Source organism: Agrobacterium tumefaciens (assembly GCF_005221385.1).
GTDB lineage: Bacteria > Pseudomonadota > Alphaproteobacteria > Rhizobiales > Rhizobiaceae > Agrobacterium > Agrobacterium tomkonis.
On the sequence record NZ_CP039905.1, the window covers coordinates 178,516 to 204,320 of the forward strand.

At 60.3% G+C, this 25,805-nt stretch carries 24 protein-coding genes; 9 read left to right on the forward strand and 15 right to left on the reverse strand.

The annotated features are described in order from the left end of the window. From CFBP6623_RS26025 to CFBP6623_RS26040, 4 genes are all read right to left on the reverse strand, one after another. On the reverse strand, positions 1–2,370 hold the full coding sequence (locus tag CFBP6623_RS26025) for a xylulose 5-phosphate 3-epimerase (RefSeq protein ID WP_080843325.1): 2,370 nt from the start codon (positions 2,368–2,370) through the stop codon (positions 1–3). A gap of 51 nt (positions 2,371–2,421) precedes the next feature. Continuing rightward, the gene (locus CFBP6623_RS26030) at positions 2,422–3,444 is read right to left on the reverse strand and encodes a ribose-phosphate pyrophosphokinase (RefSeq protein WP_080843375.1); all 1,023 of its coding nucleotides are present in this window, start codon (positions 3,442–3,444) and stop codon (positions 2,422–2,424) included. Positions 3,445–3,449: 5 nt separating this feature from the next. After that, positions 3,450–5,558 (reverse strand): heavy metal translocating P-type ATPase, encoded by a 2,109-nt coding sequence (locus tag CFBP6623_RS26035; protein WP_080843326.1) that lies wholly within the window; start codon positions 5,556–5,558, stop codon positions 3,450–3,452. A 232-nt stretch (positions 5,559–5,790) separates the two neighbouring features. Next, positions 5,791–6,000, reverse strand: a complete 210-nt coding sequence (locus CFBP6623_RS26040) for a heavy-metal-associated domain-containing protein (protein ID WP_080843327.1) — start codon at positions 5,998–6,000, stop codon at positions 5,791–5,793. Positions 6,001–6,143: 143 nt separating this feature from the next. Between CFBP6623_RS26040 and CFBP6623_RS26045 the strand changes: the two genes are divergently transcribed. Next, positions 6,144–6,410, forward strand: coding sequence for a glutaredoxin family protein (locus CFBP6623_RS26045; protein ID WP_080843328.1), 267 nt, complete (start codon positions 6,144–6,146; stop codon positions 6,408–6,410). A gap of 11 nt (positions 6,411–6,421) precedes the next feature. Then, positions 6,422–7,456, forward strand: a complete 1,035-nt coding sequence (locus CFBP6623_RS26050) for a 2Fe-2S iron-sulfur cluster-binding protein (RefSeq protein WP_080843376.1) — start codon at positions 6,422–6,424, stop codon at positions 7,454–7,456. A 195-nt stretch (positions 7,457–7,651) separates the two neighbouring features. Here the strand turns inward: CFBP6623_RS26050 and CFBP6623_RS26055 are convergent, their stop codons facing one another. Together CFBP6623_RS26055 and CFBP6623_RS27045 are read right to left on the reverse strand one after the other, a co-directional pair. Next, the gene (locus CFBP6623_RS26055) at positions 7,652–8,584 is read right to left on the reverse strand and encodes a Crp/Fnr family transcriptional regulator (RefSeq protein ID WP_225246838.1); all 933 of its coding nucleotides are present in this window, start codon (positions 8,582–8,584) and stop codon (positions 7,652–7,654) included. A gap of 184 nt (positions 8,585–8,768) precedes the next feature. After that, positions 8,769–9,098, reverse strand: coding sequence for a hypothetical protein (locus tag CFBP6623_RS27045; RefSeq protein ID WP_137002612.1), 330 nt, complete (start codon positions 9,096–9,098; stop codon positions 8,769–8,771). A 961-nt stretch (positions 9,099–10,059) separates the two neighbouring features. On the opposite strand from CFBP6623_RS27045, the gene CFBP6623_RS26065 reads away from it, so the two are divergent. Together CFBP6623_RS26065 and CFBP6623_RS26070 are read left to right on the forward strand one after the other, a co-directional pair. After that, positions 10,060–10,314, forward strand: coding sequence for a DUF2933 domain-containing protein (locus CFBP6623_RS26065; RefSeq protein ID WP_080843331.1), 255 nt, complete (start codon positions 10,060–10,062; stop codon positions 10,312–10,314). Between the two features lie 243 nt (positions 10,315–10,557). Then, entirely contained in the window at positions 10,558–11,490 is a 933-nt protein-coding gene (locus tag CFBP6623_RS26070) for a LysR family transcriptional regulator (protein WP_080843332.1), read from the forward strand. A 70-nt stretch (positions 11,491–11,560) separates the two neighbouring features. On the opposite strand, the gene copM is transcribed toward CFBP6623_RS26070, so the two are convergent. Together copM and CFBP6623_RS26080 are read right to left on the reverse strand one after the other, a co-directional pair. Beyond that, entirely contained in the window at positions 11,561–11,968 is a 408-nt protein-coding gene (copM, locus tag CFBP6623_RS26075; protein WP_080843333.1) for a CopM family metallochaperone, read from the reverse strand. 13 nt (positions 11,969–11,981) lie between these two features. Beyond that, positions 11,982–12,176 carry a heavy-metal-associated domain-containing protein gene (locus CFBP6623_RS26080; RefSeq protein ID WP_080843334.1) on the reverse strand — a complete coding sequence of 65 codons (195 nt, stop codon included), beginning with the start codon at positions 12,174–12,176 and terminating at the stop codon, positions 11,982–11,984. Between the two features lie 161 nt (positions 12,177–12,337). Here CFBP6623_RS26080 and CFBP6623_RS26085 point away from each other — a divergent pair, with 161 nt between their 5' ends. Both CFBP6623_RS26085 and cueR read left to right on the forward strand, forming a co-directional pair. Next, a complete protein-coding gene (locus CFBP6623_RS26085) occupies positions 12,338–14,842 on the forward strand; it encodes a heavy metal translocating P-type ATPase (RefSeq protein ID WP_080843335.1) in 2,505 nt (834 codons plus the stop codon). Positions 14,843–14,896: 54 nt separating this feature from the next. Beyond that, positions 14,897–15,346: a Cu(I)-responsive transcriptional regulator gene (cueR, locus tag CFBP6623_RS26090; protein ID WP_080843336.1), complete on the forward strand. Its 450-nt coding sequence runs from the start codon at positions 14,897–14,899 to the stop codon at positions 15,344–15,346. A 31-nt stretch (positions 15,347–15,377) separates the two neighbouring features. Here the strand turns inward: cueR and CFBP6623_RS26095 are convergent, their stop codons facing one another. Then, positions 15,378–16,418 carry a type II glyceraldehyde-3-phosphate dehydrogenase gene (locus tag CFBP6623_RS26095; protein ID WP_080843337.1) on the reverse strand — a complete coding sequence of 347 codons (1,041 nt, stop codon included), beginning with the start codon at positions 16,416–16,418 and terminating at the stop codon, positions 15,378–15,380. Positions 16,419–16,495: 77 nt separating this feature from the next. Continuing rightward, a complete protein-coding gene (locus tag CFBP6623_RS26100; protein WP_080843338.1) occupies positions 16,496–17,155 on the reverse strand; it encodes a methyltransferase family protein in 660 nt (219 codons plus the stop codon). A 254-nt stretch (positions 17,156–17,409) separates the two neighbouring features. On the opposite strand from CFBP6623_RS26100, the gene CFBP6623_RS26105 reads away from it, so the two are divergent. Further along, entirely contained in the window at positions 17,410–17,685 is a 276-nt protein-coding gene (locus CFBP6623_RS26105; protein WP_080843339.1) for a metal-sensitive transcriptional regulator, read from the forward strand. A 77-nt stretch (positions 17,686–17,762) separates the two neighbouring features. Beyond that, the gene (locus tag CFBP6623_RS26110) at positions 17,763–18,476 is read left to right on the forward strand and encodes an IS6 family transposase (protein WP_037095196.1); all 714 of its coding nucleotides are present in this window, start codon (positions 17,763–17,765) and stop codon (positions 18,474–18,476) included. Positions 18,477–18,827: 351 nt separating this feature from the next. Here CFBP6623_RS26110 and CFBP6623_RS26115 read toward each other — a convergent pair whose 3' ends face one another. The 5 genes from CFBP6623_RS26115 to CFBP6623_RS26135 form a co-directional block, all read right to left on the reverse strand. After that, positions 18,828–19,283: a DUF411 domain-containing protein gene (locus CFBP6623_RS26115; RefSeq protein ID WP_080843340.1), complete on the reverse strand. Its 456-nt coding sequence runs from the start codon at positions 19,281–19,283 to the stop codon at positions 18,828–18,830. A gap of 14 nt (positions 19,284–19,297) precedes the next feature. Then, on the reverse strand, positions 19,298–22,459 hold the full coding sequence (locus CFBP6623_RS26120) for an efflux RND transporter permease subunit (RefSeq protein WP_080843341.1): 3,162 nt from the start codon (positions 22,457–22,459) through the stop codon (positions 19,298–19,300). Beyond that, positions 22,456–23,886, reverse strand: coding sequence for an efflux RND transporter periplasmic adaptor subunit (locus CFBP6623_RS26125; RefSeq protein WP_080843342.1), 1,431 nt, complete (start codon positions 23,884–23,886; stop codon positions 22,456–22,458). Before CFBP6623_RS26125 ends, CFBP6623_RS26120 begins: the two co-directional genes overlap by 4 nt. Further along, positions 23,883–24,287, reverse strand: a complete 405-nt coding sequence (locus tag CFBP6623_RS26130; RefSeq protein WP_080843343.1) for a FixH family protein — start codon at positions 24,285–24,287, stop codon at positions 23,883–23,885. Before CFBP6623_RS26130 ends, CFBP6623_RS26125 begins: the two co-directional genes overlap by 4 nt. Before the next feature lie 123 nt (positions 24,288–24,410). Then, on the reverse strand, positions 24,411–24,773 hold the full coding sequence (locus CFBP6623_RS26135; protein WP_225341520.1) for a hypothetical protein: 363 nt from the start codon (positions 24,771–24,773) through the stop codon (positions 24,411–24,413). A 204-nt stretch (positions 24,774–24,977) separates the two neighbouring features. On the opposite strand from CFBP6623_RS26135, the gene nadE reads away from it, so the two are divergent. Beyond that, a complete protein-coding gene (gene nadE / locus CFBP6623_RS26140; protein WP_230175143.1) occupies positions 24,978–25,796 on the forward strand; it encodes an ammonia-dependent NAD(+) synthetase in 819 nt (272 codons plus the stop codon). Positions 25,797–25,805: the final 9 nt, after the last annotated feature.

Below are 25,805 nucleotides of genomic sequence, written 5' to 3' on the forward strand. Positions count from 1 at the left end.
TCAATCTTGTGCTTTGGACAGATCGGCAGGAGCGCCACATCCATCGATTGCGTTGCGTTCGGCCAGGGTGAGCAGTTCATCGCGCGACCAGTCCGAGAGCCGTGCGGATGCGTCGACAAGGTGCGCCCATGAGCAGCGGTTGGCGAAAAGCATGCCGGAAACATCCAGCGTGCCGCCACGACTGATATATCCATGCGCCGCGGTCCGTTTCGGGCCGCCGTCTAGCCGTCGAAGCAGGCCGACCATCGGTTCTGGGCGGGTGTGAGTGACGATAAGGCGGGGCAGATCGGGTGGGAAAAGGCTTGCAAGCTGGTCATCGCGCGCTGTGAATTCGGCCTCGAGCGGATCGCGCGGCGCCCGAAAGCGTCCAGGCTCCGAAATCGCCGTGACGACGACCCGTCGACCATGCGCTTTCAGCCGGTGGGCGGCCTTGAGAGCTTCTTCGAGTTGATAGGCGCCGATCGTGACGAGCTGGAGTGCCGCTCCATCCGGGTCGCCGTCGATATGAGCCGCACCTATGTTGACGAAGCGCTCGGCCGCCTCGGCGTCGAGACGGTGAGGCATGTCGCGCTTGGACACGATAAGGCAAGCTACTTGGCCGCGCCCGCGATAGACCGACCGCAGCGCCGCGGCAGCGCTGTTCGCATCGACGGGAAACAGCACGCGGGACGTATCCGACATCTCGCCCAACAGGGCCTCGCCAATCGTCGGATCCTGGTGTGACTGTTCGTTCTTTGCGTTCTCCCAGGTGTGCGATGTGACGACGAGCGGCACGGAGATCCAGCCCGGCGTTTTGCCCGCTTCCCGTTGGTGGCGGGAGAAGATGATCTCCTGGCGCAGGCCGCCTAGCATCTTCATCGCGAAGGCTTCGTAACTGACGATCAGATTGATGCCGCCCTTGTTGGCGAGCGCCGCACCGGCCACGGCTTCCTCATTCAGGGCCGTGATAACCGCGCCGTCGACGGCATCGGCAACGCCAGGCTCCGACTGGTTTACGCGGTGGCGAAGCCTGTCGAGCGTTGCGCCCATATGGTTCGAGCGGAGTTCATCGGGATTGCCGACCCGCGGACGAAGGCCGGGATTGGCATCGACGACCCGGACAAACCAGCGATCTATTGCATGCATGGCGCAGTCGGAGGGGTAACCTTCCTGGGACCAGTCAGGTTCGGGCAGGTGCGGCGCTGCGGGATTACGGGATGCCAGAGGATGCTTGCTTTCGGGAACGCGGCCCTGCCTCTCATGAATGGCAATCTCGGACACGGCGTCATCAATGTCGCCCGGCGGCACGAATAGAGCCCTTGCAGCGTCGTTGAAGGCTTGACGCGCCGCTTCGTCTCGCGACGGGTTGCCCGTCAGAGGAAGATTGTGCGCGGCATTTGTGCCCGCTCCGGGGAAGCCGAATCCTTTGACAGTCTCGGCGATGACATAGGGAATGGGTGCGGGATAGCGGCGGCTGGGATCGGTCGCGAAGCGCGTGAGCTGCTCTTCCGCTGAGAGGATGGCCCAAGCGAAGGCGGCGGGGTCCCGGCCATCGATCCTCATCGGCGCGAATCCGTTGAGGCTGAGATGATCGGCAAACCAATCTGCCCCGCCTTGCTGCGCGATCTGGACGCGTTCCTCGATACGGCGGCCGTTCATGATCATCACTGGAACAACGAAGCCGGAATCCTCCGAGCGCCACCAGCGCGGCGTCCAGTCCGATCCGCGCTGTTCCTCAAACGCGCCATCGCTGAGAAAGGCGACGAGGCTTTCGCCTGTCAGTGGCGCATGGACGTACTGCACTTCCGAGAACCCGAGATAGCCGCCCTCCGAGATCGCACCGGCGGTGGTTGGGCCGGCGTGGCTGCCGATCGGCACGCCCGGCCGGCCGCTCGCGTCGATAGCGTAGGAGTAGAAATCGGCTGCGAGTTGAGACAGCCCTTTCTCGCTGCGATCATAGCGCCCGAGCTGAGCTTGCGAAACGTCGCCTGTCAGCGCGTTGACTGCATCGATCGCCGCCACGCAATGCCCCTGACCCATAAGCCACGATCGGGTTGTTGCCGAAATCGCGTTGGCAACCAGATAGCCGACGAAAGCCGGGGCCATGTTGAGCGAACCGCCGGTATGGCCCTCCGGAACGGTTTTGAAGGCGTCGGCTGGCAGAGGAGCGCCGGACAAATCGACACGCCTCGCATAGGTCATGTGGACGATGGTCCACATGGCAGCCGAGGTCAGGCGGTCGGCCGCTGCGAGCAGTCGGTAGAGCCGATCAGGTTCGATCCGTCCCGACATGGCCAGCGTTTGAATGCGCTCGATGGTTTCGTCGCTATGTCGGATCTGGCCATAGCCGTCGCGCCATGCCTTGAAGAGTTCGGGAGTCGCTGCGGCCATGCTTTCGGGATCCTTTTTTGACTGCTTGTTGAGTGCGATCTATCGACAGCGCTACCGATGTCCCCCCAACCATGGCGGTGGATCGCTGGCGGGGAATGAGTCGATGCCCGCGCGCTCCACTGCATCGAGCGGCTCCGGAGGACGGCGGTGGCGGATCTGATCCGACCCTGCCGCCGTGTCCGTCCGGAGATGCGCGGCAATAAGCGGCGCAAGCTCAATACGGTTGCTGGCGTGGACAACGGAGTCGGTCGAAACGATGCGACCGCAGAGCGGGGCAAGCTGTTGATACGAATCGCCCGCGAAGATGCCATGCACGACAGCGACGTCAGGCGGAGCCAGACCTTGCAGTCGCAACTTCCTCGCCGCTTCGATAAGAGTATGGCCTGATGAGGCGATGTCATCCACGAGTACAGGCTGACGATCGTGCCAGGCGGAGAGATCGGGAAGTTCGATTTCGACGTCGCGATCGCCGTGTCGGACTTTCCTCAGGACCGCATGTGGCGCATCGATGCGCTTCGCGATGGCCGAGACCCACTGCTCGCTTTCCTCATCAGGGCCGATAAGCAGTGAGGCCTTGACCTCCGACCCTATCCAGTCGGCAAGGAGCGGGGCCGCATGAAGCGTCGCTGTCGGAATGGAATAGATCGCCGAAAGTGTTGGATGGCGATGCAAGTGCGGGTCGACGGTAATCAGGCGATCGAAGGTTGCCGATACGAGTCTTGCGAATGTGCGGGACGTGACCGCCTCGCCCGGTCGAAAGCGCCGATCTTGCCGCATATAGGCGAGGTACGGGGCGATCAGCGTTACCTCTCTGGCGCCCAGTGATCGTACGGCGTCGGCGGCGAAGACCAGCCGCAGAAAGCCTTCATCGGGGTGAGACAGGGTGCTGACCAAAATGACCGCTTTGTCGGTCACGTCGCACAGGATGCGGAGATAGCTTTCGCCGTCGGGGAAATTCCGGGTTTCGAGGTTGCCGAGCGGCCAACCGCCCTCGCTGGCGAGGCGCTGGGCAAAGGCGTCGTTTCCCGGACGGGGAAGGATCACATGGCTCGAAGCGTGGTTCGTCGTATCCATGTGGGTCATCCGTTCCTGCGGTAGCGGCGCAGGAACTGCGCGTTGATGGCGACGATGATGGTGCTGGCCGACATGAAGACCGCAGCTACGGCCGGCGTCATCAGGAAGCCGGTCCCGAAGGTGATGCCGGCGGCCATGGGGATCGCCACGGTATTGTAGGCAGTCGCCCAGATCAGATTCTGGACCATCTTACGGTAGGTCGCGCGCGAGAGACCGAGAATGGCCGCCACATCGCGCGGATCGCTTTTGACGAGGACCACATCGGCGGATTCCACGGCGACATCCGTACCAGCGCCGATGGCGACGCCGAGATCGGCCTGGACAAGAGCTGGCGCATCGTTGACGCCATCGCCCACCATCGCCACCGAAAGGCCACGCGATTGCAATTCCTTGATCTTGTCCGACTTCTGATCGGGAAGCACCTCGGCGAAATATTCGGAGATGCCGAGTTCCCTGGATACCGATTCCGCAACGCCCTTCGCATCGCCCGTCAGCATCACCGACTTTATGCCAAGGCGATTCAGTTCGGCGATGGCTTCTCTCGATTCGCTACGCACGATGTCGGCAAGCGCGAAGAGCGCGCGCGGCGCGCCATCGCGGACAAGTACAACCACCGTCTTGCCGTCTGCTTCCAGCTCCTTGAGCTTCGGATGATCGATCGGGCTGCCTTGCCGAGCGAGATGGCCGGGGCTGACGATCCGAAGCTCCTCGCCGTCAACCTTGGCGGTAATGCCTTCGCCGGTGATATTGCTGACCTCGGTGGCCTTGGGGATCGCGATGCCGCGCTTCTTGGCTTCAGCGACGATGCCATGTGCAATTGGGTGTTCCGACTGACTCTCCGCTGCGGCGGCGAACGCCAATTCCTGGCTTTCGTCGCCAGCGGACAGAAGGACAATATCGCTGACGCCGAAACGTCCTTCCGTCAGCGTCCCTGTCTTGTCGAAGACCGTTGCATCAAGATTGCGCGCGCGCTCGAAAGCGGCCCGGTCGCGGATCAACAGACCGTTGCTCGCGCTCAGCGATGTGCTGACGGCCACCACCAGGGGCACGGCGAGGCCGAGTGCATGCGGGCAGGCCACGACCATGACCGTCACCATGCGCTCCAGAGCGAACTCCAGGGGCGATCCGAGAACGATCCACCAGACGAAAAGCGTCCCGAAGCCGACGACGAGGGCGATATAGGTGAGCCAGGCGGCTGCCCGGTTGGCGAGGTCCTGGGTCTTGGAACGGGTCGCCTGCGCCTTCTTTACGAGGTCGATGACCTGAGACAGATAGGTCGCGTCCCCCGTCGCCGTCACCTTGATCGTCACGGCATTGGCGCCGTTGATCGCCCCGCCGATGGCTGGCGCGCCGACGGTCTTGGAAACAGGCCGCGATTCGCCTGTCAGCATCGCCTCGTTGAAGGCGGACGATCCCTCGATGATCTCGCCATCGACCGGCACCTTCGCGCCCGGCCGGACGATGACGCGGTCGCCGGGCTGGAGGGCGGAGATCGCTACTTCATGCGTCGAGCCGTCCGCATCGATCCGCGTCGCGCTGTCTGGAAGCAGGCGCACCAGTTCCTCCAGCGCGCGGGAAGCCCCCATGACGGAACGCATCTCCACCCAGTGGCCGAGCAGCATGATGGCGATGAGCGTCACCAATTCCCAATAGAAGGCTTCGCCGGGGAACCCGAAGGTGACCGCCGCCGAGAAGAAATAGGCGGCCGAGATCGCGAGCGCGATCAGCGTCATCATGCCGGGCTGGCCCTTGCGCAGCTCCGAGGTGAAGCCGGTCAGGAACGGCCAGCCGCCATAGACGTAGGCGATGGTCGAGAGGACGAAGAGCACGAGACCGTCGCCCGGAAACGACAATAGCTCGGTCAGGCCGAGCCAATGGCGGATCATCGGAGACAGAAGCAGGACGGGCGGCGTGAGAATGAGCGAAACCCAGAAGCGGCGGCGAAAGTCGGCGACCATCTCCGCATGATCGTGTCCGCCGTGCCCGGTATGTTCGGCATGGGTTGAGCCGGCTGCCGAGACGATGCTTGCGGCCGCGTGGTCGTGGTGCGGACCGTTGGCAGCCGTCCGATGATGTGCGTGGTGGTTGCCGTGTTGGCTATGCGATGAGCTCATTCGATGTTGTCCTTCACTGGCCATTGGCGATAACTCGGAATGCAGGCCATTCTTGTTCCGTGACACTGGCCAGTTCTCGGCAGGGCAGAATCTTCGGTGCAAAGGTCTTCGGTCCGACGTTCCGAATCTTTGATCCAGATTAAGTTCTTGCGGCTCGGCTGAGGCGATGGGGCCGCGCCGCCGACCGTTCTTCCCGCTTGTTCGGAAACAGGGCGCTGTGGCGAAACGCCTCTCACCCCGATGATTCAGGAGTGTCTGCCGGGTAACCTGCTTCTTCGAGAACGGCGACAAGGGCTGCCCTGTCGGCGCTCGTCTCGATCAGGACCTCGCGTTTGTCAGGATCAGTCTCGATCCGGGCCATCCCGTCGACGCTCAAAAGCGCCTTGGTCACTGATTTTGCGCAGCCGCCGCATGTCATGTTCGGGACCTGGAAGCGAAGCATAGGGACCTCCTCTGTTGTTCGCGTCCAAGGAGATTGGGGCTTCCAACGATGGTAAGGTCAACCCTTAATAAATCTTCTTGACCCTGCCATCGTTGGAAACCGCAAGCTGGATGAAGAACTGTCAAATCGAAAGGAGACGACAGATGAAGCATTCCAGCACAAACAGCGTCATCATCTATACGACACCCACTTGCCCGGACTGCCGGGCGCTCAAGACCTGGCTCAAAGAACAAGACATCACGTTCCAGGAGCGCGATCTGACCGATCCATCAGTGATGGAGGAAGCGAAAGCGCGAACCGGGGTGCGGGTCGCACCGATAACCATCGTCGGGTCGCAGATCTTCTACGGGACGTTTGCGAGCCAGAAGCCCGGACTCATGGCCGCCCTCGACTTGTCGACGCCCGCATGAGTGATATGGTCATGAACAGCAAACGAGTGGACCTGCCGCAGGCTGGAGCCAGCATCGAAGTCGCGCTAGGCCAGACGATACTCGAGGCCGCGCTTGCAAGCGGCATCGCCTATCCGCACGGCTGCCGATCCGGACGCTGCGGGTCATGTAAATCCCGCCTCAACTCCGGCGAGGTCGACCTTCGGGAGCATTCGCGTTTCGCGCTCTCCGTCGAGGAGAAAGCTGAGGGGCTGATACTCGCCTGCCGGGCAATCCCCAAAACCGACGCCACCGTTACATGGCTGGGTGGTGCGGACGAGCTGGCCGACCATCCACGTCGACGCCTCCAGTGTAGCGTTGTTGGCATTGAGGATGTCACCCACGATATCAAAATTGTCCGGGTTCGCCCGAAAGACGGTCGGCCTGCCTCCTTTACGGCCGGCCAGTTCGCGCGCGTGACATTTCCGGCCACGCCGACACGAGATTATTCGATGGCGAACCCGCCGGGCGCCGACGAGCTGGAATTTCACATTCGTCGCGTGCCGGATGGCGTGGCCTCTAACCTCATTCATTCAGTGCTCGATCTCGGGGACCCGGTCATGGTCGAGGGGCCTTTCGGCTCGTCCTTTCTGCGCGAGAAGCATGCCGGCCCAATTCTCTGTGTGGCGGGCGGATCGGGCCTCGCCCCGATCAAGTCGATCGTTGAAACCGCGCTGGCACGGGGGATGAGACAACCCATTCACGTCTATTTCGGGGTGCGGACGGAAAACGATCTGTATCTCGTCGACCACTTTGAGGGTCTCGCGTCCATCCACGGAAATCTGGCATTTACCCCTGTTCTGTCCGACCAGGCGTCGGGCACGGCTTTGCGAACCGGTTATGTCGATGCTGTGGTCGCAAAGGATCTGCCAGATCTCGACGGCTGGAAGGCATATATCGCCGGGCCGCCACCGATGGTGGAGGCCGTCATGGTGGTTGCCACCAACCGGAGGCTCCGCGTCGAGGATATGCACGCCGACGTATTCTTCACGCCCGATGAGCCGCTCGCAAGCGCTGCGGCAGGGTGAAGAACGACCGGCGTTCGGGATCGCTACAGACGATTTCCGGCGGACCGGCGGCTTGTGCGCATGAGATCGAGCGGAAGACGCCCGCCTTCAGGCGGTAACCAATGCCGGACCATCGGCCCTTGCTCCAGTATTCACCTGTCGGTCGGGATTGGTCACCGCGATAACGCGCATCCGGCTGTCGCATGGCGGACCGGCCTATGTGGTCCGCCTTCGATCATCTGATCGCGAAGAGTTTTGATCGAGCCACGCCTTCGCGATCTCCACATCCACTCCCGCGACCTCGATCAACTTATCCGGATTGAGGATTCGAAGACGCCGGTATTGAAATTGAACGATTCCCTCCTTCCGCAGGGAACTGAGGACACGGTTGACATGAACGAATGTCAGGCCCGTCGCATCGCCGATCTGTTCTTGAGTTAGGGGAAGCGCCATCTCTTCGATGCGGTTGCCGGGCCATTGCGCCCGATATCGCGTGAACAGCTCCAGCAGGAGATGGGCGACGCGCTCTCGTGCCGAGCGACGCCCGATACTCGTCAGGTGATCGAAGGCAAGATCGCGTTCGCGCGCTACAGATTGCGCGAGTCTCAAGCCGATTTCCGGGTCTTCCCGCAGGCGCGATTTCAGAACGGACATCGGAACGACGGAAACGACTACGTCCGTCAGGGCCTGCGCGCCGACGTTTGAGGGCATGTGACCGGACGAGAGCACCCCCAGCACTGCGCCTGGCAATGCGAAATGCACGATCTGTCGCCGGCCATCGGGAAGCAAGGAATATACCGCTATCCAACCGTCAAGAAGGTTGAACAAAGAACCGGTAGTGGACCCAATACCGAGGATTTCGTTGCCTGCGTCGAATTTTCGGTCGCCGGTCCTGAACCCCCGAATGAGGCGGTTTGCATCGATCGGAGGAGACACGGCGCCAAGCGAAGCAGACGTATGGGTGCCGTGACTTGAGAGCGTCAAAGCCTTCGATGATTGAGGAACAATGGCATTTTCGGCGTTTGAAGCGCCGTCTGCTGGGGGGTTGTTTGGCAGCAAGCTGCTCCAAGCGCCGTTGATCATGGCCAAATTGGCGCTTTGAAATGATCGGGCGGGCTCGGGGGAGAAAAAAGAGCGATCCAAGTTCATGTTGCACCTCCGGGGCGCGGAGCCCGTCTCGGTGGCTATCCGAACAGGCAATCAATCCTGACGTGAGGACCTGTGCGCCGACGCAGCTTTGCGCCGGGGATCAGGTGGGCGCGAACACGACAAATCTCCAGGAACCAGAGTGTTGATCCAATCTGGCGACAGGGTTTTAGCCGCGGAACGCCGCCTAGAGGATTTGATTTCGGGGTACGGGAGGGTCGCGGCCAAGAATGAACGACCGCAGGCAGGTTTGCCTTGGCGCAAATGATTTGGTGGTCCAGGAACCGATGATGGTGAGTCTGCCTTGGTAAGTGCATAGCGGTGCAAAGCACGGAGCGCAGATGGCTTTGCAGCAACTGGCGTCGGTCGGGCAGTCTTCCTGGGCCGCTGCAGAGGCCCTGAACTCGGCGTTCGCAAGCCGGATTTCGGTGCCGGACGGCGTGAAATCACCGTTATGCGCCATGGCTGGCCCGGCCTGGATCGCCAGAACGAGCATGCAGACCATCAGTGCTGCCAAATACCTGAGCATTCCTCGATTCCGCAATCGAACGGCTCGCCCTTTCAACATAGAGCGAATACCCCGATCCGGAACACATACTATATGTACAGCCACCTCAAATTGATTCAGATCAAGGTCCAGGGCGGAGGTTCGCGGCAGGGTGTCAATTCGTGTCGGGAACGCGACCAATCCGCCGGGACGAGGGTCGATGTGCTTGATCGAGGTTAAAGTGCGGCGCGCAAGGTGATGATTTCGTCACATCCAGAAACTTGTTCCAGCGGGTCACGCATGTCATCGATGGCGCTGTTGCGGGCAGATCGGAAGACCTGGGTTGCGGTTCTCGTCGCTCGCACTCGACGACGGACGATGCTGAGCCCATTCTTCGCAAAATGCGACGGAATCCTGCTGGTCGATCCGGTCACTCGCTGCCGCGACTATATGCCGAATGCCGACCGCACCAGTGAGGCGACATGCGCGATGATCGCGATCAGCAGCGCAACTAGACTCGTGTGCGGCTTCATCGCAGACGCGGACCGCGATCGGCTCGTGCTATGCGGAGTAGATGTGAGGATCGGTTCCTGCTCGTGTCCGGTCGACGATCTGGTTTGCGGATTCGAGGCGCTGCCACATGCCTAGTCCATGGGCCACAAGGGATCTGCCAAGCTCTCCTCAATAGCGCGCCGAATTGTGTCGACGGGGAGCGGCGTGTCCGTTCCCGATCAAAGCAGTGATGGCGTAGCTCCTCTGGCCACCGAAGCCCTCCACATTGATGTGCGAGAAGTCGAACCGGATCCGTCCAGGTTGGCCTTTTGGCGAACCGCGCAGGGTAGCCTCGTCGTTCCCGACACCTTAATCGAGATTAAAGACTCCCCCAGACGGCCATTGCTATCTCAACAGCAGTTGCCTCGCGGTCGGCTTACAGGCGGTGTCGCGGCACACATGCACCTGCCGAGGCCACGCGCGATACTGGAGGAGCAATATGGACCAGAACTCTGATAGGCAAACGGGCGGTAACGCTCAACGATCCAAGCTTACAGCGAGCAGCGTCGCCTTCTATGGCTTTCTCGCAATCGCCGCCTTTTACCTCATCACGGAGCATCGTGCTCACACTCTGGGCTGGTTGCCTTGGCTTCTCATTCTGGCTTGTCCGGTACTCCATATCTTCATGCATCGGAAGCATGGCGCACATGGACATAATCATCACGAAAGGCGTGCCGACCAAGATAGCCGCTGACCTCCAATGAATCAGCTTCAGATAGCGAGAGCGCAGCATGACCAACGGCACTTCGAATCGCGACATGCCAGATCCGAAACCCTTTACTCGCTGCGCGACTCGTCGTTGCACGGATACGAGCGAACGAGGGGCGACGGTGATCGACGCGGGTATCAGACAGCTTGGACCCGAACAGTGGCGCGAGCCGTTGGATTTGGCATCTCCTGAATTAAACGGCCTCGCGCCTCGTAGGAGGCTGCTGACATGGCTAGGCGACCACCTGCAATAGAGCTGCGTCACCTTAACACCTTTGTGGTCGTGGCCGAGCATGGCAGCTTCCGCAAAGCTGGGGCGGCCATCGGGCTATCGCAATCAGCGGTCAGTCGATGTATTGCTGACCTTGAGGATCAATTCGGCGCCTCGCTGTTTCACCGGCACACCTGGGGGATCTCGCTGACCCATGCAGGGCAACGGTTCCTTGGACGGGCAAGACAAATTCTCAGAAACGTTGACGACGGAGCCGAAGATATTGCTGCCATAGGGCGTTCTGAAAGCGGCTTCGTGAGGATCGGAATATTCTCATCGATTGCCTCGGGGTTTCTCGCAGAACTATTGCGTGCATATCATCGCGCGCATCCGAGGGTTCAGGTTGAACTCATCGATGGCAATCCTTCAGAGCATGTGGCGGCGATTCGCCAGTTTTCTCTTGACGTCGCCTTCCTTACCGGCACCCGCCTCTGGTCTGATTGCGACACCTCGTACTTTTGGTCTGAGCGCGTCTTTGCGGTTCTACCGGAGGATCACTCGTTAGCCGCGCGCGACGAGGTAGATTGGACCGACCTCGTTGATGAAACTTTCATCGTGAATGACGTGGCGCCCGGCCGAGAAATTCATGACTACCTGGTTCAGCGCTTGGCTGGTCTGGGGCAGCACCCCGAGATTACCGTCCATTTTGTCGGACGAGAGAACCTGCTCCCACTCGTGGCTCTGGGCCGCGGATTGACGGTCGTTAGCGAGGCGATGACTGCGGCTCAGTTCCCCGGCGTGTGCTATCGGGCAATTCTCGGGGAAATCTTGCCATTTAGCGGCGTATGGTCTCCACGTAATGACAACCCGGCCTTCCGAAGGTTGCTTAGCATGGCGCGTTCTATGGCAACGTCGTGGTCTCCGGGCTCGACAGGGTCAAACGCGGAATAGCGCGCCCTCTCCCGAGCCTGTGTAAGATGCAGGGATTGGTCGGGCGGCTCAAGAAGCCGCCCGACAGGCGTTACTTGCCACGATCGGCGAGCCATTTCTTCATCATCGCGATCTCGCCTTCCTGGGCTTTGATCACGTCTTCTGCGAGCTTGCGGACCTCAGGGTCGCGACCGTACTCGAGAACGACCTTTGCCATGTCGATAGCGCCCTGATGATGGGGAATCATGCCGCGCATGAAGTCAACATCGGCATCGCCTGAATAGTCCATCAGCATGTTCTTCTGCATGCTTTCCATGACGGCCATGTAAGCCTTGGTCGAGAGTTCGTCCGCGGCGGACATGTCCATGCCCTGCATGTTCATGCCGGGCATATTGTGTCCCTGCATAGCGCCATTGTTATCCATCTGGGTTTGAGCAAGTGCCAGGCCCACGCTGATGGCGATTGCGCCACCTATGAAAATCGGGGTTAGCCTGTTCATCGTTTCATCCTCATCAGGTCGCGGCCGCAGGATAGCCGGCTTCTTCCAGAACGCGTTCGATATCGGCGATGGTCGCCGCCGTCTCGACCTTGACCGTGCGAGCGGCGGGGTCCGGCTTGACCGTAGCGTTCGGGTCGACGGACTGGATCGCCTTTGTCACCGACTTGGCGCAGCCGCCGCAGGTCATGTTTTCGATCTTGAGCAGCATGAGAAATCTCCTTTGTTCGGCTCTCATGCTGAACAAGATGGGCCTTCCAACGATGGTAAGGTCAAGGGTCACATGCAAGGATTTATTCTATTGACCTTCCTATCGTTGGAAGCCTGATCCTCCTCCAGAATTTGATTCTTCGAATAAGAAAGGAAGAGGCGATGAATGCCCCCGTCCGCACCAATGAGATGTCTGAAGCTATATCGCTGCCGATAGAGGGCATGACCTGCGCGTCGTGCGTTGGCCGAGTCGAACGAGCCCTGAAGGCTGTTCCCGGTGTCGAGGCCGCATCGGTCAATCTGGCTACGGAACGCGCGAATGTCACCACCAGATCATATGTTGACAAGGCAATTCTGATCGAGGCGATCGAGAAGGTCGGCTATTCGGTGCCGTCCCAGGCCGCAGGGCCGACCGGCCTCGTAGAGCTGTCGATCCAAGGCATGACATGCGCGTCGTGTGTCGGGCGGGTCGAGCGCGCCTTGAAGGCTGTTTCAGGGGTTACCGAGGCAGTGGTCAATCTGGCCACGGAACGGGCCACGGTGCGCGGCGGCGCCAACACGGCTGAGTTGATCGCCGCCATCGCAGATGCTGGCTACGAAGCCGAGGTAGTGCGCGCAAATGCCGGCCCTGACCACGAGGATGCAAATGCCGAGCAAGCGGAGAGAAAGGAAGCGGAGCGGCGCGAACTGGCCCGTGATTTCACGATGGCTGCGGTGCTTACAGCTCCAGTCTTTCTCATGGAAATGGGATCCCATGTCATCCCAGGCGGTCATGCATTGATCGAATCGACAATCGGCATGCAGTGGAGCTGGTACATCCAGTTCGTGCTGACGACCCTCGTGCTCTTCGTTCCGGGCATTCGCTTCTATGACAAGGGAATTCCAGCCCTCTGGCGGATGGCGCCCGACATGAATTCACTGGTGGCGGTCGGTTCGCTTGCTGCCTACGGCTACTCCTTGGTTGCAACCTTCGCACCGGGCTTCCTCCCGCCTGGAACGATCAACGTTTATTTCGAAGCTGCGGCAGTCATAGTCACTCTCATCCTGCTTGGCCGCTTGCTGGAAGCCCGTGCCAAAGGGCGCACGTCCGAGGCGATCAAGCGGCTGGTCGGCCTTCAGGCAAAGACTGCGCGGGTTCGCAGGGATGGCAAGACGGTCGACTTGCCGATCGGTTCGGTGACTCCCGACGACATCGTTGAGGTTCGCCCCGGCGAACGCATTCCCGTCGATGGTGAAGTGGTCGAAGGTGATAGCTATGTCGATGAGTCGATGATTACCGGAGAACCTGTTCCGGTCTCGAAGGCGATCGGTAGCGTGGTCGTGGGCGGCACTGTCAACCAGAAGGGCGCCTTCGCTTTCCGGGCGACGGCGGTCGGCGGGGATACGGTTCTGTCGCAGATCATCCGTATGGTGGAGGAGGCACAGGGTTCCAAACTTCCCATCCAGGCGCTGGTCGACAAGGTAACCATGTGGTTTGTGCCAGCGGTCTTTGTGGTAGCGGCGTTCACCTTTGCTTCCTGGCTGTATTTCGGGCCGTCGCCCGCTCTCACCTTCGCGCTGGTCAACGCTGTCGCCGTCCTGATCATCGCCTGCCCCTGCGCCATGGGTCTGGCTACGCCGACGTCCATCATGGTCGGCACAGGCCGCGGTGCGGAGCTGGGGGTCCTCTTTCGCAAAGGCGAGGCGCTCCAGTTGCTGAAAGACGCCAGTGTGGTCGCCGTGGACAAGACGGGTACGCTAACCGAAGGAAAGCCGGCCTTGACCGATCTGGAACTTGCCGCAGGCTTCGACCGACCCGAGGTTCTGGGTACGGTGGCTGCTGTCGAGGCGAAATCGGAACATCCAATCGCGCGGGCGATCGTGGATGCGGCCGCTGCGGAAGGCGTTCGGATGCCGGCGGTGTCTGACTTTGAATCGGTAACAGGCTTCGGTGTGAAAGCTTTGGTCGAGGGTCGGCGCGTCGAAATCGGCGCTGATCGATACATGGTCGAGCTCGGTCATGACGTTGCGCAGTTTAGCGAGACGGCCGAACGTCTCGGTAACGAGGGTAAGTCGCCGCTCTATGCTGCGATAGAGGGAAAGATCGCGGCGATCATCGCAGTGGCCGACCCGATCAAGGAGACCACGCCCGCCGCAATCAAGGCGTTGCACGGTCTTGGCCTGAAGGTTGCGATGATCACCGGGGACAACATGCGCACCGCCAAGGCCATCGCCGCTCAACTCGGGATCGATGACGTGGCGGCGGAGGTGTTGCCGGACGGCAAGGTTGATGCGGTTCGCCGTCTCAAGGAACAATATGGCAAGGTGGCCTTCGTCGGCGACGGAATCAACGACGCCCCGGCCTTGGCGGAGGCGGATGTAGGTCTCGCCATTGGGACGGGCACGGACATAGCAATCGAAGCCGCCGACGTCGTACTGATGTCAGGCAGCCTGCAAGGCGTGCCCAACGCGATAGCGTTGTCGAAGGCGACAATCGGCAACATTCGACAGAACCTATTCTGGGCATTCGCTTACAATACGGCGCTCATCCCTGTGGCGGCGGGCGCGCTTTTCCCCGGATTCGGTATCCTTCTCTCGCCCGTGTTCGCGGCGGGCGCGATGGCCTTGTCGAGTGTGTTCGTGCTGGGCAATGCCCTGCGGCTTCGTCGCTTTCGGGCTGCTCATTAATAAAGGGTGACGCCGCCTGCCAAGGACGGTGTCCACTACGAAGGGAAATCGCTCATGAACATTGGACAAGCATCCAGAGCATCCGGCGTTTCGGCCAAGATGATCCGCTACTACGAGCAGACCGGCTTGATACCACGGGCAGATCGTACAGGGTCCGGCTATCGGGACTACTCAGATACAGACGTGCATATGCTGCGTTTCATCCGTCGCGCACGCGACCTTGGCTTCTCCGTCGCTGAGATCAACGGACTTCTGGAACTGTGGCGGGACGAGTCGCGCCAGAGTGCGGAGGTCAAGCGGTTGGCCGAGGGTCATATCGCGGAACTTGAGAGAAAGATCCAAGCCTTGCAGGAAATGGCACAAACACTGAAGATGTTGGTTAACGCCTGCCGTGGCGACCATCGCCCTCACTGTCCAATTCTTATGCGCCTGGAGACCGATGAGGAGGACGAGGATGTGTCGATTAGACCGCGCAAAGGCGCAGTCGCTGGCATTTCCGAATGAGTGCCGCTTTTGGGCGGCACTCGCTTGCGGGTTAATAGAACCGTTGCCTGACGCCGAGGGCGGTGTTGGTCCGTGCAATGGAAAACTCGGCATTCTGTGTCAGGCCAGACAATGCGCGAATGGCGTCGATCGTATCAGGAATAACGATCGCTTGATTGTCCACCATGTAGGCGTAGAAGAGCTCATCCCGCTCGGTGCGCAGCATGTCCTCCCATAGCGCGACTTCATATAGGTTGCCGAACGGCCTATGGAGGTCAGCCATCAGTTCCTTGATCGTGTTGATAGCGGTGAGGCCGTCGGCCGTTCGTACCAGAGCTATCCGGGACGACGCGCGGAATGCGTCAAGGACTTCCTCCTTCTCCGCATTTCGCGTGAGCTGCACCGACCAGTAGTGCAGATGTGCAATTGTCTCCGGCACCTTCACGGCCATGGTCACGACATCCAGATCCGGGTCGACTTTCTGGGCATCTGGACCCTGATGGCTAGGTATCTCGGGCTCGGGAACGAGCGTATTCATTATGCCGCCAAGGTGGCTTTCCCAAGGGTCCGTTGCCCGTCTCAGCAAGGTGCCGCGAGCGCGCTTCAGCAGACCTGCCTGCTTCAGAGCGGTCAGCGTTCGGACGATAGACGTGGTGTTGCACGACACGACGCGGGTCGCATCACGTCCGACCGCACTGGCGAAGGAGCTTTCGGCGACAAAGGAATGGCCTGTGACCGAATGCTTTTCGCCGCCATGGACAATGAACTTGATGCGGCGAGATTTGTAACGCTCGACGTTTGCTGCGGCGACGTGCTTCGGAGTGCAATCGACAACGATGTCGGCTTTGTCAAGGAGATGATCGAGCGTGCCAGAAACCTCAAACCCCGCGTCCTTCAGGCTGAGAACAGCTTCTTCCGAGGCACCGTACAGGGTGACGTCCTTTTGGCTGAGGGTTCGCAAACGCCAGTCGCCGACGACATCGCACACACCTGCGAGCTCCATGTCCTCTTGTCGAAGCACCGCGTCCACGACACGTTTGCCAATAACGCCGAAACCGTTCACCGCGACGCGAACAGAAGTTCTATGTGTCATTTTGCTCTACCTTTTTCGTGATCTAGCGCCGTCGCGTCCTTCAGCAATGGCGGAAGGTGGATAGGTCAGGCCGGCAATTAGGGGCGTGCTTTATCGGCCGGCGGGCCAAGAAAGCGAGGGATGAAGCCGGGGACATCCCGCATGTACCGCTCATATTCGCCGCCATGCTCCGCAATTGCCTGCCGCTCCTCAAAACGAGCGAGGCGCCAGTACATGACGACCAGGAAAGGAAACATTCCCAGGGTCAGCAGTGTGGGCCATTGCAGGAGAAAGCCGAACAGGACGAGCACGAAGCCGGCGTACTGCGGATGACGAATCCAAGCATATGGCCCGCTCGTGGCAAGTATCCGAGTGCGCTGAGCTTCATACAGCACCTTCCAGGCGGCCGAGATGAGAACGAATCCCCCGCCGATGAAGACAAAGCTCGCTATGTGGAACGGTCCGAAATGTGGATTGGAGCGCCAGCCAAAAAGTTCTTCCAGAAGATGCCCGGCATCGTGCGAGAACCAATCGATGCCGGGATAGCGCGACTGCAGCCAGCCCGAGACGAGAAATATCGTCAAGGGAAACCCGTACATCTCGGCGAATAGCGCGACGATGAAGGCGCTAAAGGCCCCGAACGATCGCCAATCGCGGGTTGTCGAGGGTTTGAAGAATGAAAATGCGAAGAAAATGAAGACCGCTGAGTTGAGAATTACCAATGACCAAAGGCCGTATGCAGGAACCTCGCTATCCATGGTGCAGTCTCCGGGGGTGATGCGTATAGATGTGGCGTCCAGGCGATTTGCTGTTGATCCCAGCATGCGCTGCCGAGCACCGTGAATCTTTGATGTGGATTAAGTTCTGGCTCGGCCCCAAAGCTCCCGTCCGTGATCTCGTATGCGTGGGCACGCGCTGCTGGTGGTCAAGAGTTCGAGACAGAAGTTGCACGCCCTTCGGAACCGACCAGCGTTTCGAGAGTTCAGTACCCATACCATGTAGGGGTATTGGCATGTGCGACAAAGACAGGAGCAGTATTCTGACCTCTCTTAACCGAATTGCCGGACAGGTCCGCGGCGTCGGTCAGATGGTGGAGGATGAGCGCTATTGCATCGAAATCCTTCATCAGCTTCATGCAGTAAAAGCCGCTCTCTCGAAGGTCGAAACTCAAGTGCTGAAGGCCCATGCGGCTTTTTGCGTTGAAGAAGCGATCATCTCGGGCAATGCGGAGGTTCAGCGACGAAAGTTTGATGAATTGGTCGACGTTTTCGCGAAGGCCAAGCTCTAGGCGTGCAAGCGATGTACGGGTTCGGAGGTGGCGTCGCCTTAACCGCCTGTTTTAGCCGACTTGATATTCGGATTGTCATGACCGAATTCCCTGCCGCCCACTTCAGACGCCACCGCTTTCCTGCCGAGATCATCACCCATGCGGTCTGGCTGTATTTCCGATTTCCGCTCAGTTTACGCGACGTCGAAGATCTGTTGGCCGAGCGCGGCATCAACGTCTCATTCCAGACCGTCTCGGAATGGGCGGCGAAATTTGGCTTGAAGTTCGCCAATCAGCTCCGACGCCGCTCACGAGGCCAGTTTGCCGACAAGTGGCAGCTCGATGAGATGGTGGTGACGATCAAGGGAAAGAAATACTGGCTGTGGCGCGCCGTCGATGCCAACGGCTACGTTCTCGACGCCCTCTTGCAAAGCCGAAGGAACAAGGCAGCAGCCTTGCGTCTGATGCGCAAACTGCTCAAGGGTCAAGGCATCGCCCCGCGCGTGATGCTGACCGACAAGCTGCGTTCCTATTCGGCTGCGAAGGCGGATTTGATGCCGAAGGTCGAACATCGCTCGCACAAGGGATTGAACAACCAGGCTGAAAATTCCCATCTTGCTGTGCGACGACGAGAGCGGCGCATGATGCGCTTCAAGTCCGCGCGGCAATGTCAGCGTTTCGTCTCCACTCACGGCCAGATCGCCAATCTCTTCCTTCTTCACCGCAAAGACTTGACCGCCGCAGACCATCGCCAGCTTCGCACTCACGCCATCTCGACCTGGCGGGAAATCGCTTTGTCGATTGATGCGTGAAGTTCAGGTCGAAGAGACTACCGCATCCCAAACTCGGTTAAGGCGACGCCACCCATTCCGATTACCCGGAAACGAGTGTGTAACGAGTTGCTCACTGGAAATCCTCACATTGTGAAAGATTAACCGTACGACCTCTAGCCACTAGAGGCGCAAGAAAAATCTCTCAATGAAACGGATTAATTCAGCCGGAAAGCTCAAGCTGCCTTTTAGCCAACAGAGATTCAAACCTTCTACCCATCAACCAGACCTGCGGGCAGGGTCACACCGATCGTGGCCACTAACCACCGCGATGACTTCAATAGAAGACGCACCCAAAAGTGCTGCAACCTAAAACGTCATGCCATCCTACGGTTAGATCTTAGGCCTCACCGCTTGGTAGAGGGTACCAATGCCGTCCCTTCCAACGGACATGACGTCATATGAAGCGCTAGGGCTGTCTCCCATGCCCAATGACCCCACAGGCATGCCCGGCACGGCGAGGCCCGCAAGATCGGGCCTCTCCGCGAGCAGTCTCGTCACCGCCTCTAGCGGCACATGACCCTCCAGGTAGTAGCCTGCGACCACGGCCGTGTGGCAGCCACGGAGGTCGGTCGGGACATTGAAACGGTCCTTCACGACCTCGATGTCGACTACCTCTTCGGCCTTCACCACAAACCCAGCATTTGTCATTGCCGCAGCCCACGCGTAACAACAGCCGCAGTTGGGGTCCTTATACACGATCATGCCTTCACCTGCCGCCAGCGCCGTTCCAGTGACGGGCAACGCTGCGACAGCGACCAGGGTGCAAAGGAATTTTCTTCGATTCATCGTCGTTCTCCTTCTCAAAAAGCTTCTGCCGTTACGGAAGCCGGAAACTGGCTCACCTCGCGTGCTCGCTTCAACCCGTAGCCCTTGACCAAGCCGTAGACGGCGGGAATCACGATCAACGTCAGCAACGTCGATGATACCATGCCGCCGATCATCGGCACGGCGATCCGCTGCATGATTTCCGACCCCGCTCCCGTGCTCCAGAGGATAGGCACGAGACCCGCCATGATCGCCACGACGGTCATCATCTTCGGTCTAACACGCTCGACCGCCCCGATCATGATCGCCCTGTCGAGGTCTTCCTTTTCGAATGCCCTGCCCTCGGCCTTGGATTTGGCCTTCTCGTCCCTGAGCGCGTGGTCGAGATAGATCAGCATGATCACACCGGTTTCGGCCGCCACGCCTGCAAGCGCGATGAACCCGACCGCGACGGCGACGGAAGCGTTGAAGCCCAGCCACCACATCATCCAGATGCCGCCGACCAAAGCGAACGGCAGAGACAGCATGACGATCAGTGTTTCGGTCAATGCCTTAAAGTTCAGGTAGAGCAACAGGAAGATCAGCGCCAGCGTCAGCGGGACGACGATCATTAGCCGGTCCTTTGCCCGTTCCAGATATTCGAATTGCCCGCTCCATGCGACGGAATAGCCCGTGGGCATCTCGACGCTCGCCGCGACGGCTTCTTGGGCTTCGGCAACGTAGCCCCCAAGGTCGCGGTTGGCGATGTCTACGAAGATATAGACGGCGAGCTGGCCGTTCTCCGTCCTTATGGTCGTGGCACCGCGCGTGAGCTTGACTTCGGCGACCTCGCCCAACGGAACCGTGCCGCCACCGGGCAATGATACCTGGACGTCCCTCGCGATGGACTGGGGATCGCTTCGGAAAGCCCTTGGGTAACGGATGGCGACGCCGTACCGCTCTCTGCCCTCCACCGTCGAGGTCACGACCTCGGACCCCAGGGCCATTCCGATGACATCCTGGACATCGTCGATCGAAAGCCCATAGCGCCCGAGCGCCATGCGATCAGGGATGATATCGAGATAGTATCCACCGATGACGCGCTCGGCGTAGGCACTCGACGTTCCCGGCACCGCCTTGAGAACGGTCTCTATATCGCGAGCGACCTTCTCCATCTCGTTCAGGTTGGTCCCGTAGACCTTGACGCCGACGGGCGTGCGTATTCCGGTCGAAAGCATGTCGATGCGGGCGCGGATGGGCATCGTCCAGGCGTTGGAGACACCGGGAAACTGAAGTGCCGCGTCCATCTCCTGTTTCAGACTGTCAGACGTGACGCCCGGCCGCCATTCGGACTTGGGTTTCAGGGTGATGATGGTCTCAAACATTTCCGTCGGAGCCGGATCGGTTGCCGTCAACGCCCTACCCGCCTTGCCGAACACCGACTCGACCTCGGGGAAAGATTTGATGATGCGATCCTGCGTTTGCATGAGCTCCGCCGCTTTTGTCACCGAGAGGCCGGGTAGCGTTGTCGGCATGTACATCAGCGTGCCCTCGTCGAGATCAGGCATGAACTCACTCCCGATATGCTGCACGGGCCAGACGGTCACCCCGAGGATCACGATGGCTACCAGGATTGTCAGGCTCTTGGCCTTAAGGACGCCCGCGATGACCGGACGGTATATCCAGATCAGCAGTCTGTTCAGCGGATTCTTGTGTTCTGGGACAATGCGGCCGCGGACGAACAGGATCATCAGTGCCGGAACAAGTGTGATGGACAGCAGCGCTGCCGCCGCCATCGCGAAGGTCTTGGTGAAGGCGAGCGGTCCGAACAGGCGGCCCTCTTGCGATTCAAGCGTAAAAATCGGCAGGAACGACACCGTGATGATCAGCAGGCTGAAGAAAAGCGCCGGGCCGACCTCGCTTGCCGCCTCGATCAGCACTTCGGCTCGAGGCTTGTCAGGAGGCGCGCGTTCCAGATGCTTGTGGGCGTTCTCGATCATGACGATGGCCGCGTCGATCATCGCACCGATAGCGATAGCTATCCCGCCGAGGCTCATGATGTTCGCTCCCAGACCTAGCGCCCGCATGGCCATGAAGGCGATGAGAATGCCGATCGGCAGCATGATGATGGCCACGAGCGCGCTTCGGATATGCAAAAGGAAGGCGATAGTCACCAGTGCAACCACGATCGATTCCTCGATCAACGTGACTTTCAAGGTCTCGATTGCCGCTTCGATGAGTTTCGAACGATCATAGACGGGCAGGATTTCGGTACCAGCCGGAAGACTGCTCTGCACCGCCGCCAAGCTTTCCTTCGCATTTTCGATGACGGTCAGCGCATTCGCGCCGTCGCGCTGGAGGACGATTCCGCTCGCGACTTCGCCGTCTCCGTTCAGCTCTGTGATCCCGCGCCGCTCGTCCGGGACCAATTCCACTCTCGCAACGTCGGACAGACGCAGCGGAACGCCCGCACTGGTGTTCAGGACAATGCTCTCGATGTCCCTGATGCCCTGCAGGTAGCCCTTGCCACGCACCATGAACTCAAATTCGGAAAGTTCGATCGTGCGCCCGCCGACATCGCGGTTGCTGGAGCGCACGGCATCGGCGATATCCGAAAGCGAGACATTCTGGGCCCTTAGCCGGGCTGGATCAACGACGATGGAATATTGCTTGACGAAGCCGCCGACGCTGGCCACCTCCGCCACTCCCTCGGACTTGGAGACGGCGAAGCGTACTACCCAGTCCTGAAGTGAACGCAGCTCCGCGAGCGACAGCTCCTTGGCGACCAAGGCATACTGGTAGACCCAGCCCACGCCCGTGGCATCCGGGCCGAGACTTGGCGACACGCCGTCAGGCAGCCGGTTTGCGGCCGCGTTCAAGTATTCGAGCACGCGGCTGCGCGCCCAGTAGGGATCGGTTCCGTCCTCGAAGATCACATAGACGAAAGACACGCCGAAGAACGAGAACCCCCGCACGACCTTCGATTTGGGCACTGTCAGCATCGAGGTCGTCAACGGATACGTAACCTGGTCCTCGACGACCTGCGGAGCCTGGCCCGGATAGTCAGTGAAGACGATGACCTGTACGTCGGAGAGATCGGGAATGGCGTCCAGCGGAAGCGTGCGCAGCGCATAGACACCACCCGCGATGGACAGCGCCGCGCCGACGAAAATGAGGACAATGTTGCGGGCCGACCAGGCGATGACGTTGGCAATCATGGCTTCGCCTCGTCGTCAACGGTCAGGGCGCTGAGCGCGGCGTTCAGGTTGCTTTCCGCATCGAGAAGGAAGTTGGCGGACACAACCACGCGGTCACCCGAGACGACACCCTTGGTTATCTGCGTCACGTCTTCACCTCGAACACCGAGAGCGACATCGACAGGCTCGAACCTGCCCTCGCCCTTGTCGAGGAAGACGATCTGGCGATCGCCCGTGTCGATGACTGAACTGTTGGGGACCGCAACGACCGGGTTTCCCGCTCCCGCTTCAATCTCCACCTCCGCATACATGTTGGCCATCAGCTGCCCCTCGGGATTAGGAAGCTCAATCCGGATCTTTGTCGTGCGGGTCTGCATCTGCACCTCGGGATAGATGAGGTCGACCGTTCCCCGGAAGATCGTGCCGGATACGTTTCGGACGCTGACGGAAACGTTGGCACCCATACGAACGGAGCCCAGTTCGTATTCGGGGACGTCGGCGATCACCCAGACCTTCGATACGTCAGCGATGCGGAAGAGAATGTCTCCAGCCTCGGCCATCATGCCGCTGACCGCCATGCGCTCCAACACGACGCCGTCCCTTGGCGAGGTGTAGGCAATGCTTTGTGGGACCTTTCGCTCAGTCGCAATGCTGGCGATCGTCGCCGAGGGCACCCCAAGGTTCTTCAGGCGGAGCGCAGAGCCAGATTCCGGCCCGGGCTTGCCGCCATTGCGCATCTCCGTCGCATATTCGGCCCCGGCGGTGGCGATCTCCTTCGAATAGAAGTGAAAGAGATTCTCGCCCTTTGTGATCCTGTCTCCTGTCGTGACGTCCGCGACGTCTTCGACAAAGGCGTCGGCCCGCATGGAAACGATGCTGACCATGCGCTCGTCGAGTGCGACGGTTCCGGGTACTCGGATTTTCCGGCTGACGTTCATCCTTTCAGCGAGCGCGGTCTTCACCCCCGTCCGCTGGAGTTTGCCCAGCGTCACTTTGACGGTGGAACTGTCGCTGACTTCGCCGTCATAGACAGGGAGATAGTCCATCCCCATCGAATCCTTCTTCGGCACCTTGGACGTGTCGGGAAGGCCCATGGGGTTGCGGTAGTACAGGACCTTCCGTTCCGGTGTGACTGATGACGTGTCGGCCGCAGGCAGGACCGCCCCGCTCGCGCCGAGGCTGATGTCCTCGCTTGCCCGGACAGGTGTGAATGGCCGCCCGTCATCCGTGTTCGTCGGTTTGGCAGAGTATTCGGCCATACCGTCCGGGTGACGGTAGTAGATCACCGCTCCCGTTCCTTCGTGTCGCGGTTCAGCCTCGGTGGCCATCCCGGTGCCTTCAACGTATCGCCGCAGGTACGCACCGACATCGTTCTTTCCCGCCCAATAGCCTCCCCCGCCGACGATCGCGGCGAGGGAGAGCGTGACAATGATGCGCGAGGTGCTCACGGGACAGCCTTGAAGACGACTTCGCCTTTGACCGTCTCAGGCTCGCCCTGAACCTTGGCGGCGACCTGGAACCGCCATCCGCCTTCCATGGAAAGGTTTGTCGTGAAGGCGTAGACGCCCGGCTCGGTGGAGGGTGAGGGTTCCACGGTGGTGGTCATCATCTCCATGCCGTCGGGAGCCATGTCCATCCGCGTTGTGAAGATGACGGCGTCGGGGACTGCCTTGCCCGTCCGCTTGTCGATCAGCCGTACCGACACGGTCGAGCCTCGTCCCTGTTTGATGTCCGTGTTCACGGCTTGGAATTCGTAGTCCTGCGCTCCGGCGAAGGAAGCGGTGGCGGTGCTGAACAGCATCGCGCCAGCGAGGAGCGCGGTCCTCGCGTTGAAGGTGGTATTTTCCATGATTCAATGTCTCATCCGGACGGGTCCGTGACCGCGTCCTCAGTCAAAATGGATCGCCGTCGGTACCGCACGGACGCAAGACCTGCGACCGCGCCGATCGACGACGTGTTCACTGACGTGGGATCAGACTCGCGGAGGACGTACTGGCGGATCGACCAGTGAGGAGGCAAGCTCCGCATGAAGGGCAATGAGGAACCGATGGGCGACCCAACCGAGATTCAACGACCAGGAATGCGGGTTAGCCACCTGGCCGACGATCACCGTCGTACACACCAAGGCCAGAGGACATGACTTGCCGCTGCAGTCGGGCTTGGCCGGCATTTCGTCAGGGCAACACGGCATGTCGCCTGACATCTCCATGCCGGACATGCCGTGCATCGCGGGTCCGGAGGCCGCCATTACGCTGTCCGCCGCCCCGATGCTCAAGGGACCGACCACAATCCCCAGCAGGGCGGTCACGAACAGCAGTCGATGGATGACCTTCATGAACCTCACCCGCATAGTCTGGCACGAAGACATCGGGGTTGGAAGAGGTCTCACGGAAAAGTGCGTTATCGACAGCGACGCACTTCGCGCCTGCTCCGGTTACGTGTCGATCTGCAGCCATGTAAGTTCACGAGACAGTCGGGATTCGGCAGGTTGCAACTTTCTCGCCTGGTTTGGATTTCACAGCTGTTATGGAGGATTGTCGTGCGTGACCAACATTTGCAGATTATCGAGGCGCTCGGAGTAGCGAAGGAATTCGACGCGTCCGCGGAAGCCGAGCGCAGAACGGCCTTCCTCGCGGATTACATGCAAGCCTCGTCGTGCGGAGCGCTCGTCCTTGGCATCAGCGGGGGAGTGGATTCGCTCACCGCGGGACTGCTTGCCCAGACTGCGGTGAACCGCCTCCGGGGCAGAGGGCATAAGGCGGAGTTCATCGCGGTCAGACTGCCTTATGGCACGCAGGCCGACGAGGCCGACGCTCAGAGAGGGCTCGCGTCCATCGGCCCCGACCGCGTAGTCACCATCGACATAAAGCCCGCAGCCGACGCGATGATGGCCGAGGTCTGCGGGGACGCAGGCGACCTGTTCGAAACCGTTCGGCTGGACTTCCACCTTGGCAACATCAAGGCGCGCCAGCGGATGATCGCCCAGTACGCGCTCGCCGGCGCGGTTCGTGGCCTGGTGATCGGGACTGACCATGCGGCGGAGGCATTGATGGGCTTCTTCACGAAATTCGGCGACGGCGCTGCGGACGTCCTGCCGCTTTCCGGACTGACCAAGCGGCGCGTGCGGGCGCTCGCCGAATATCTCGGAGCGCCGAGGGACCTGGTGTTCAAGGTGCCGACCGCCGATCTGGAGTCCGACGCTCCGCTGCGGCCCGATGAAGACGTCTACGGGGTCACGTATGATGACATCGACGACTTCCTGGAAGGAAAGCCGATCGGAGAACCCGCGTTTCAGCGCATCCTCGCGACGCACGTCGCGACGGCCCACAAGCGCGCCCTGCCACTCTCGCCGCAATGACAGGAATGG

Excerpts from the sequence above, each read along its gene's own strand:
- CFBP6623_RS26025 (WP_080843325.1), bottom strand. The coding sequence starts at position 2,370 with ATGGCCGCAGCGACTCCCGAACTCTTCAAGGCATGGCGCGACGGCTAT.
- CFBP6623_RS26030 (WP_080843375.1), bottom strand. The coding sequence starts at position 3,444 with ATGGATACGACGAACCACGCTTCGAGCCATGTGATCCTTCCCCGTCCG.
- CFBP6623_RS26035 (WP_080843326.1), bottom strand. The coding sequence starts at position 5,558 with ATGAGCTCATCGCATAGCCAACACGGCAACCACCACGCACATCATCGG.
- CFBP6623_RS26040 (WP_080843327.1), bottom strand. The coding sequence starts at position 6,000 with ATGCTTCGCTTCCAGGTCCCGAACATGACATGCGGCGGCTGCGCAAAA.
- CFBP6623_RS26045 (WP_080843328.1), top strand. The coding sequence starts at position 6,144 with ATGAAGCATTCCAGCACAAACAGCGTCATCATCTATACGACACCCACT.
- CFBP6623_RS26050 (WP_080843376.1), top strand. The coding sequence starts at position 6,422 with ATGAACAGCAAACGAGTGGACCTGCCGCAGGCTGGAGCCAGCATCGAA.
- CFBP6623_RS26055 (WP_225246838.1), bottom strand. The coding sequence starts at position 8,584 with ATGAACTTGGATCGCTCTTTTTTCTCCCCCGAGCCCGCCCGATCATTT.
- CFBP6623_RS26065 (WP_080843331.1), top strand. The coding sequence starts at position 10,060 with ATGGACCAGAACTCTGATAGGCAAACGGGCGGTAACGCTCAACGATCC.
- CFBP6623_RS26070 (WP_080843332.1), top strand. The coding sequence starts at position 10,558 with ATGGCTAGGCGACCACCTGCAATAGAGCTGCGTCACCTTAACACCTTT.
- copM (WP_080843333.1), bottom strand. The coding sequence starts at position 11,968 with ATGAACAGGCTAACCCCGATTTTCATAGGTGGCGCAATCGCCATCAGC.
- CFBP6623_RS26080 (WP_080843334.1), bottom strand. The coding sequence starts at position 12,176 with ATGCTGCTCAAGATCGAAAACATGACCTGCGGCGGCTGCGCCAAGTCG.
- CFBP6623_RS26085 (WP_080843335.1), top strand. The coding sequence starts at position 12,338 with ATGAATGCCCCCGTCCGCACCAATGAGATGTCTGAAGCTATATCGCTG.
- cueR (WP_080843336.1), top strand. The coding sequence starts at position 14,897 with ATGAACATTGGACAAGCATCCAGAGCATCCGGCGTTTCGGCCAAGATG.
- CFBP6623_RS26095 (WP_080843337.1), bottom strand. The coding sequence starts at position 16,418 with ATGACACATAGAACTTCTGTTCGCGTCGCGGTGAACGGTTTCGGCGTT.
- CFBP6623_RS26100 (WP_080843338.1), bottom strand. The coding sequence starts at position 17,155 with ATGGATAGCGAGGTTCCTGCATACGGCCTTTGGTCATTGGTAATTCTC.
- CFBP6623_RS26105 (WP_080843339.1), top strand. The coding sequence starts at position 17,410 with ATGTGCGACAAAGACAGGAGCAGTATTCTGACCTCTCTTAACCGAATT.
- CFBP6623_RS26110 (WP_037095196.1), top strand. The coding sequence starts at position 17,763 with ATGACCGAATTCCCTGCCGCCCACTTCAGACGCCACCGCTTTCCTGCC.
- CFBP6623_RS26115 (WP_080843340.1), bottom strand. The coding sequence starts at position 19,283 with ATGAATCGAAGAAAATTCCTTTGCACCCTGGTCGCTGTCGCAGCGTTG.
- CFBP6623_RS26120 (WP_080843341.1), bottom strand. The coding sequence starts at position 22,459 with ATGATTGCCAACGTCATCGCCTGGTCGGCCCGCAACATTGTCCTCATT.
- CFBP6623_RS26130 (WP_080843343.1), bottom strand. The coding sequence starts at position 24,287 with ATGGAAAATACCACCTTCAACGCGAGGACCGCGCTCCTCGCTGGCGCG.
- CFBP6623_RS26135 (WP_225341520.1), bottom strand. The coding sequence starts at position 24,773 with ATGAAGGTCATCCATCGACTGCTGTTCGTGACCGCCCTGCTGGGGATT.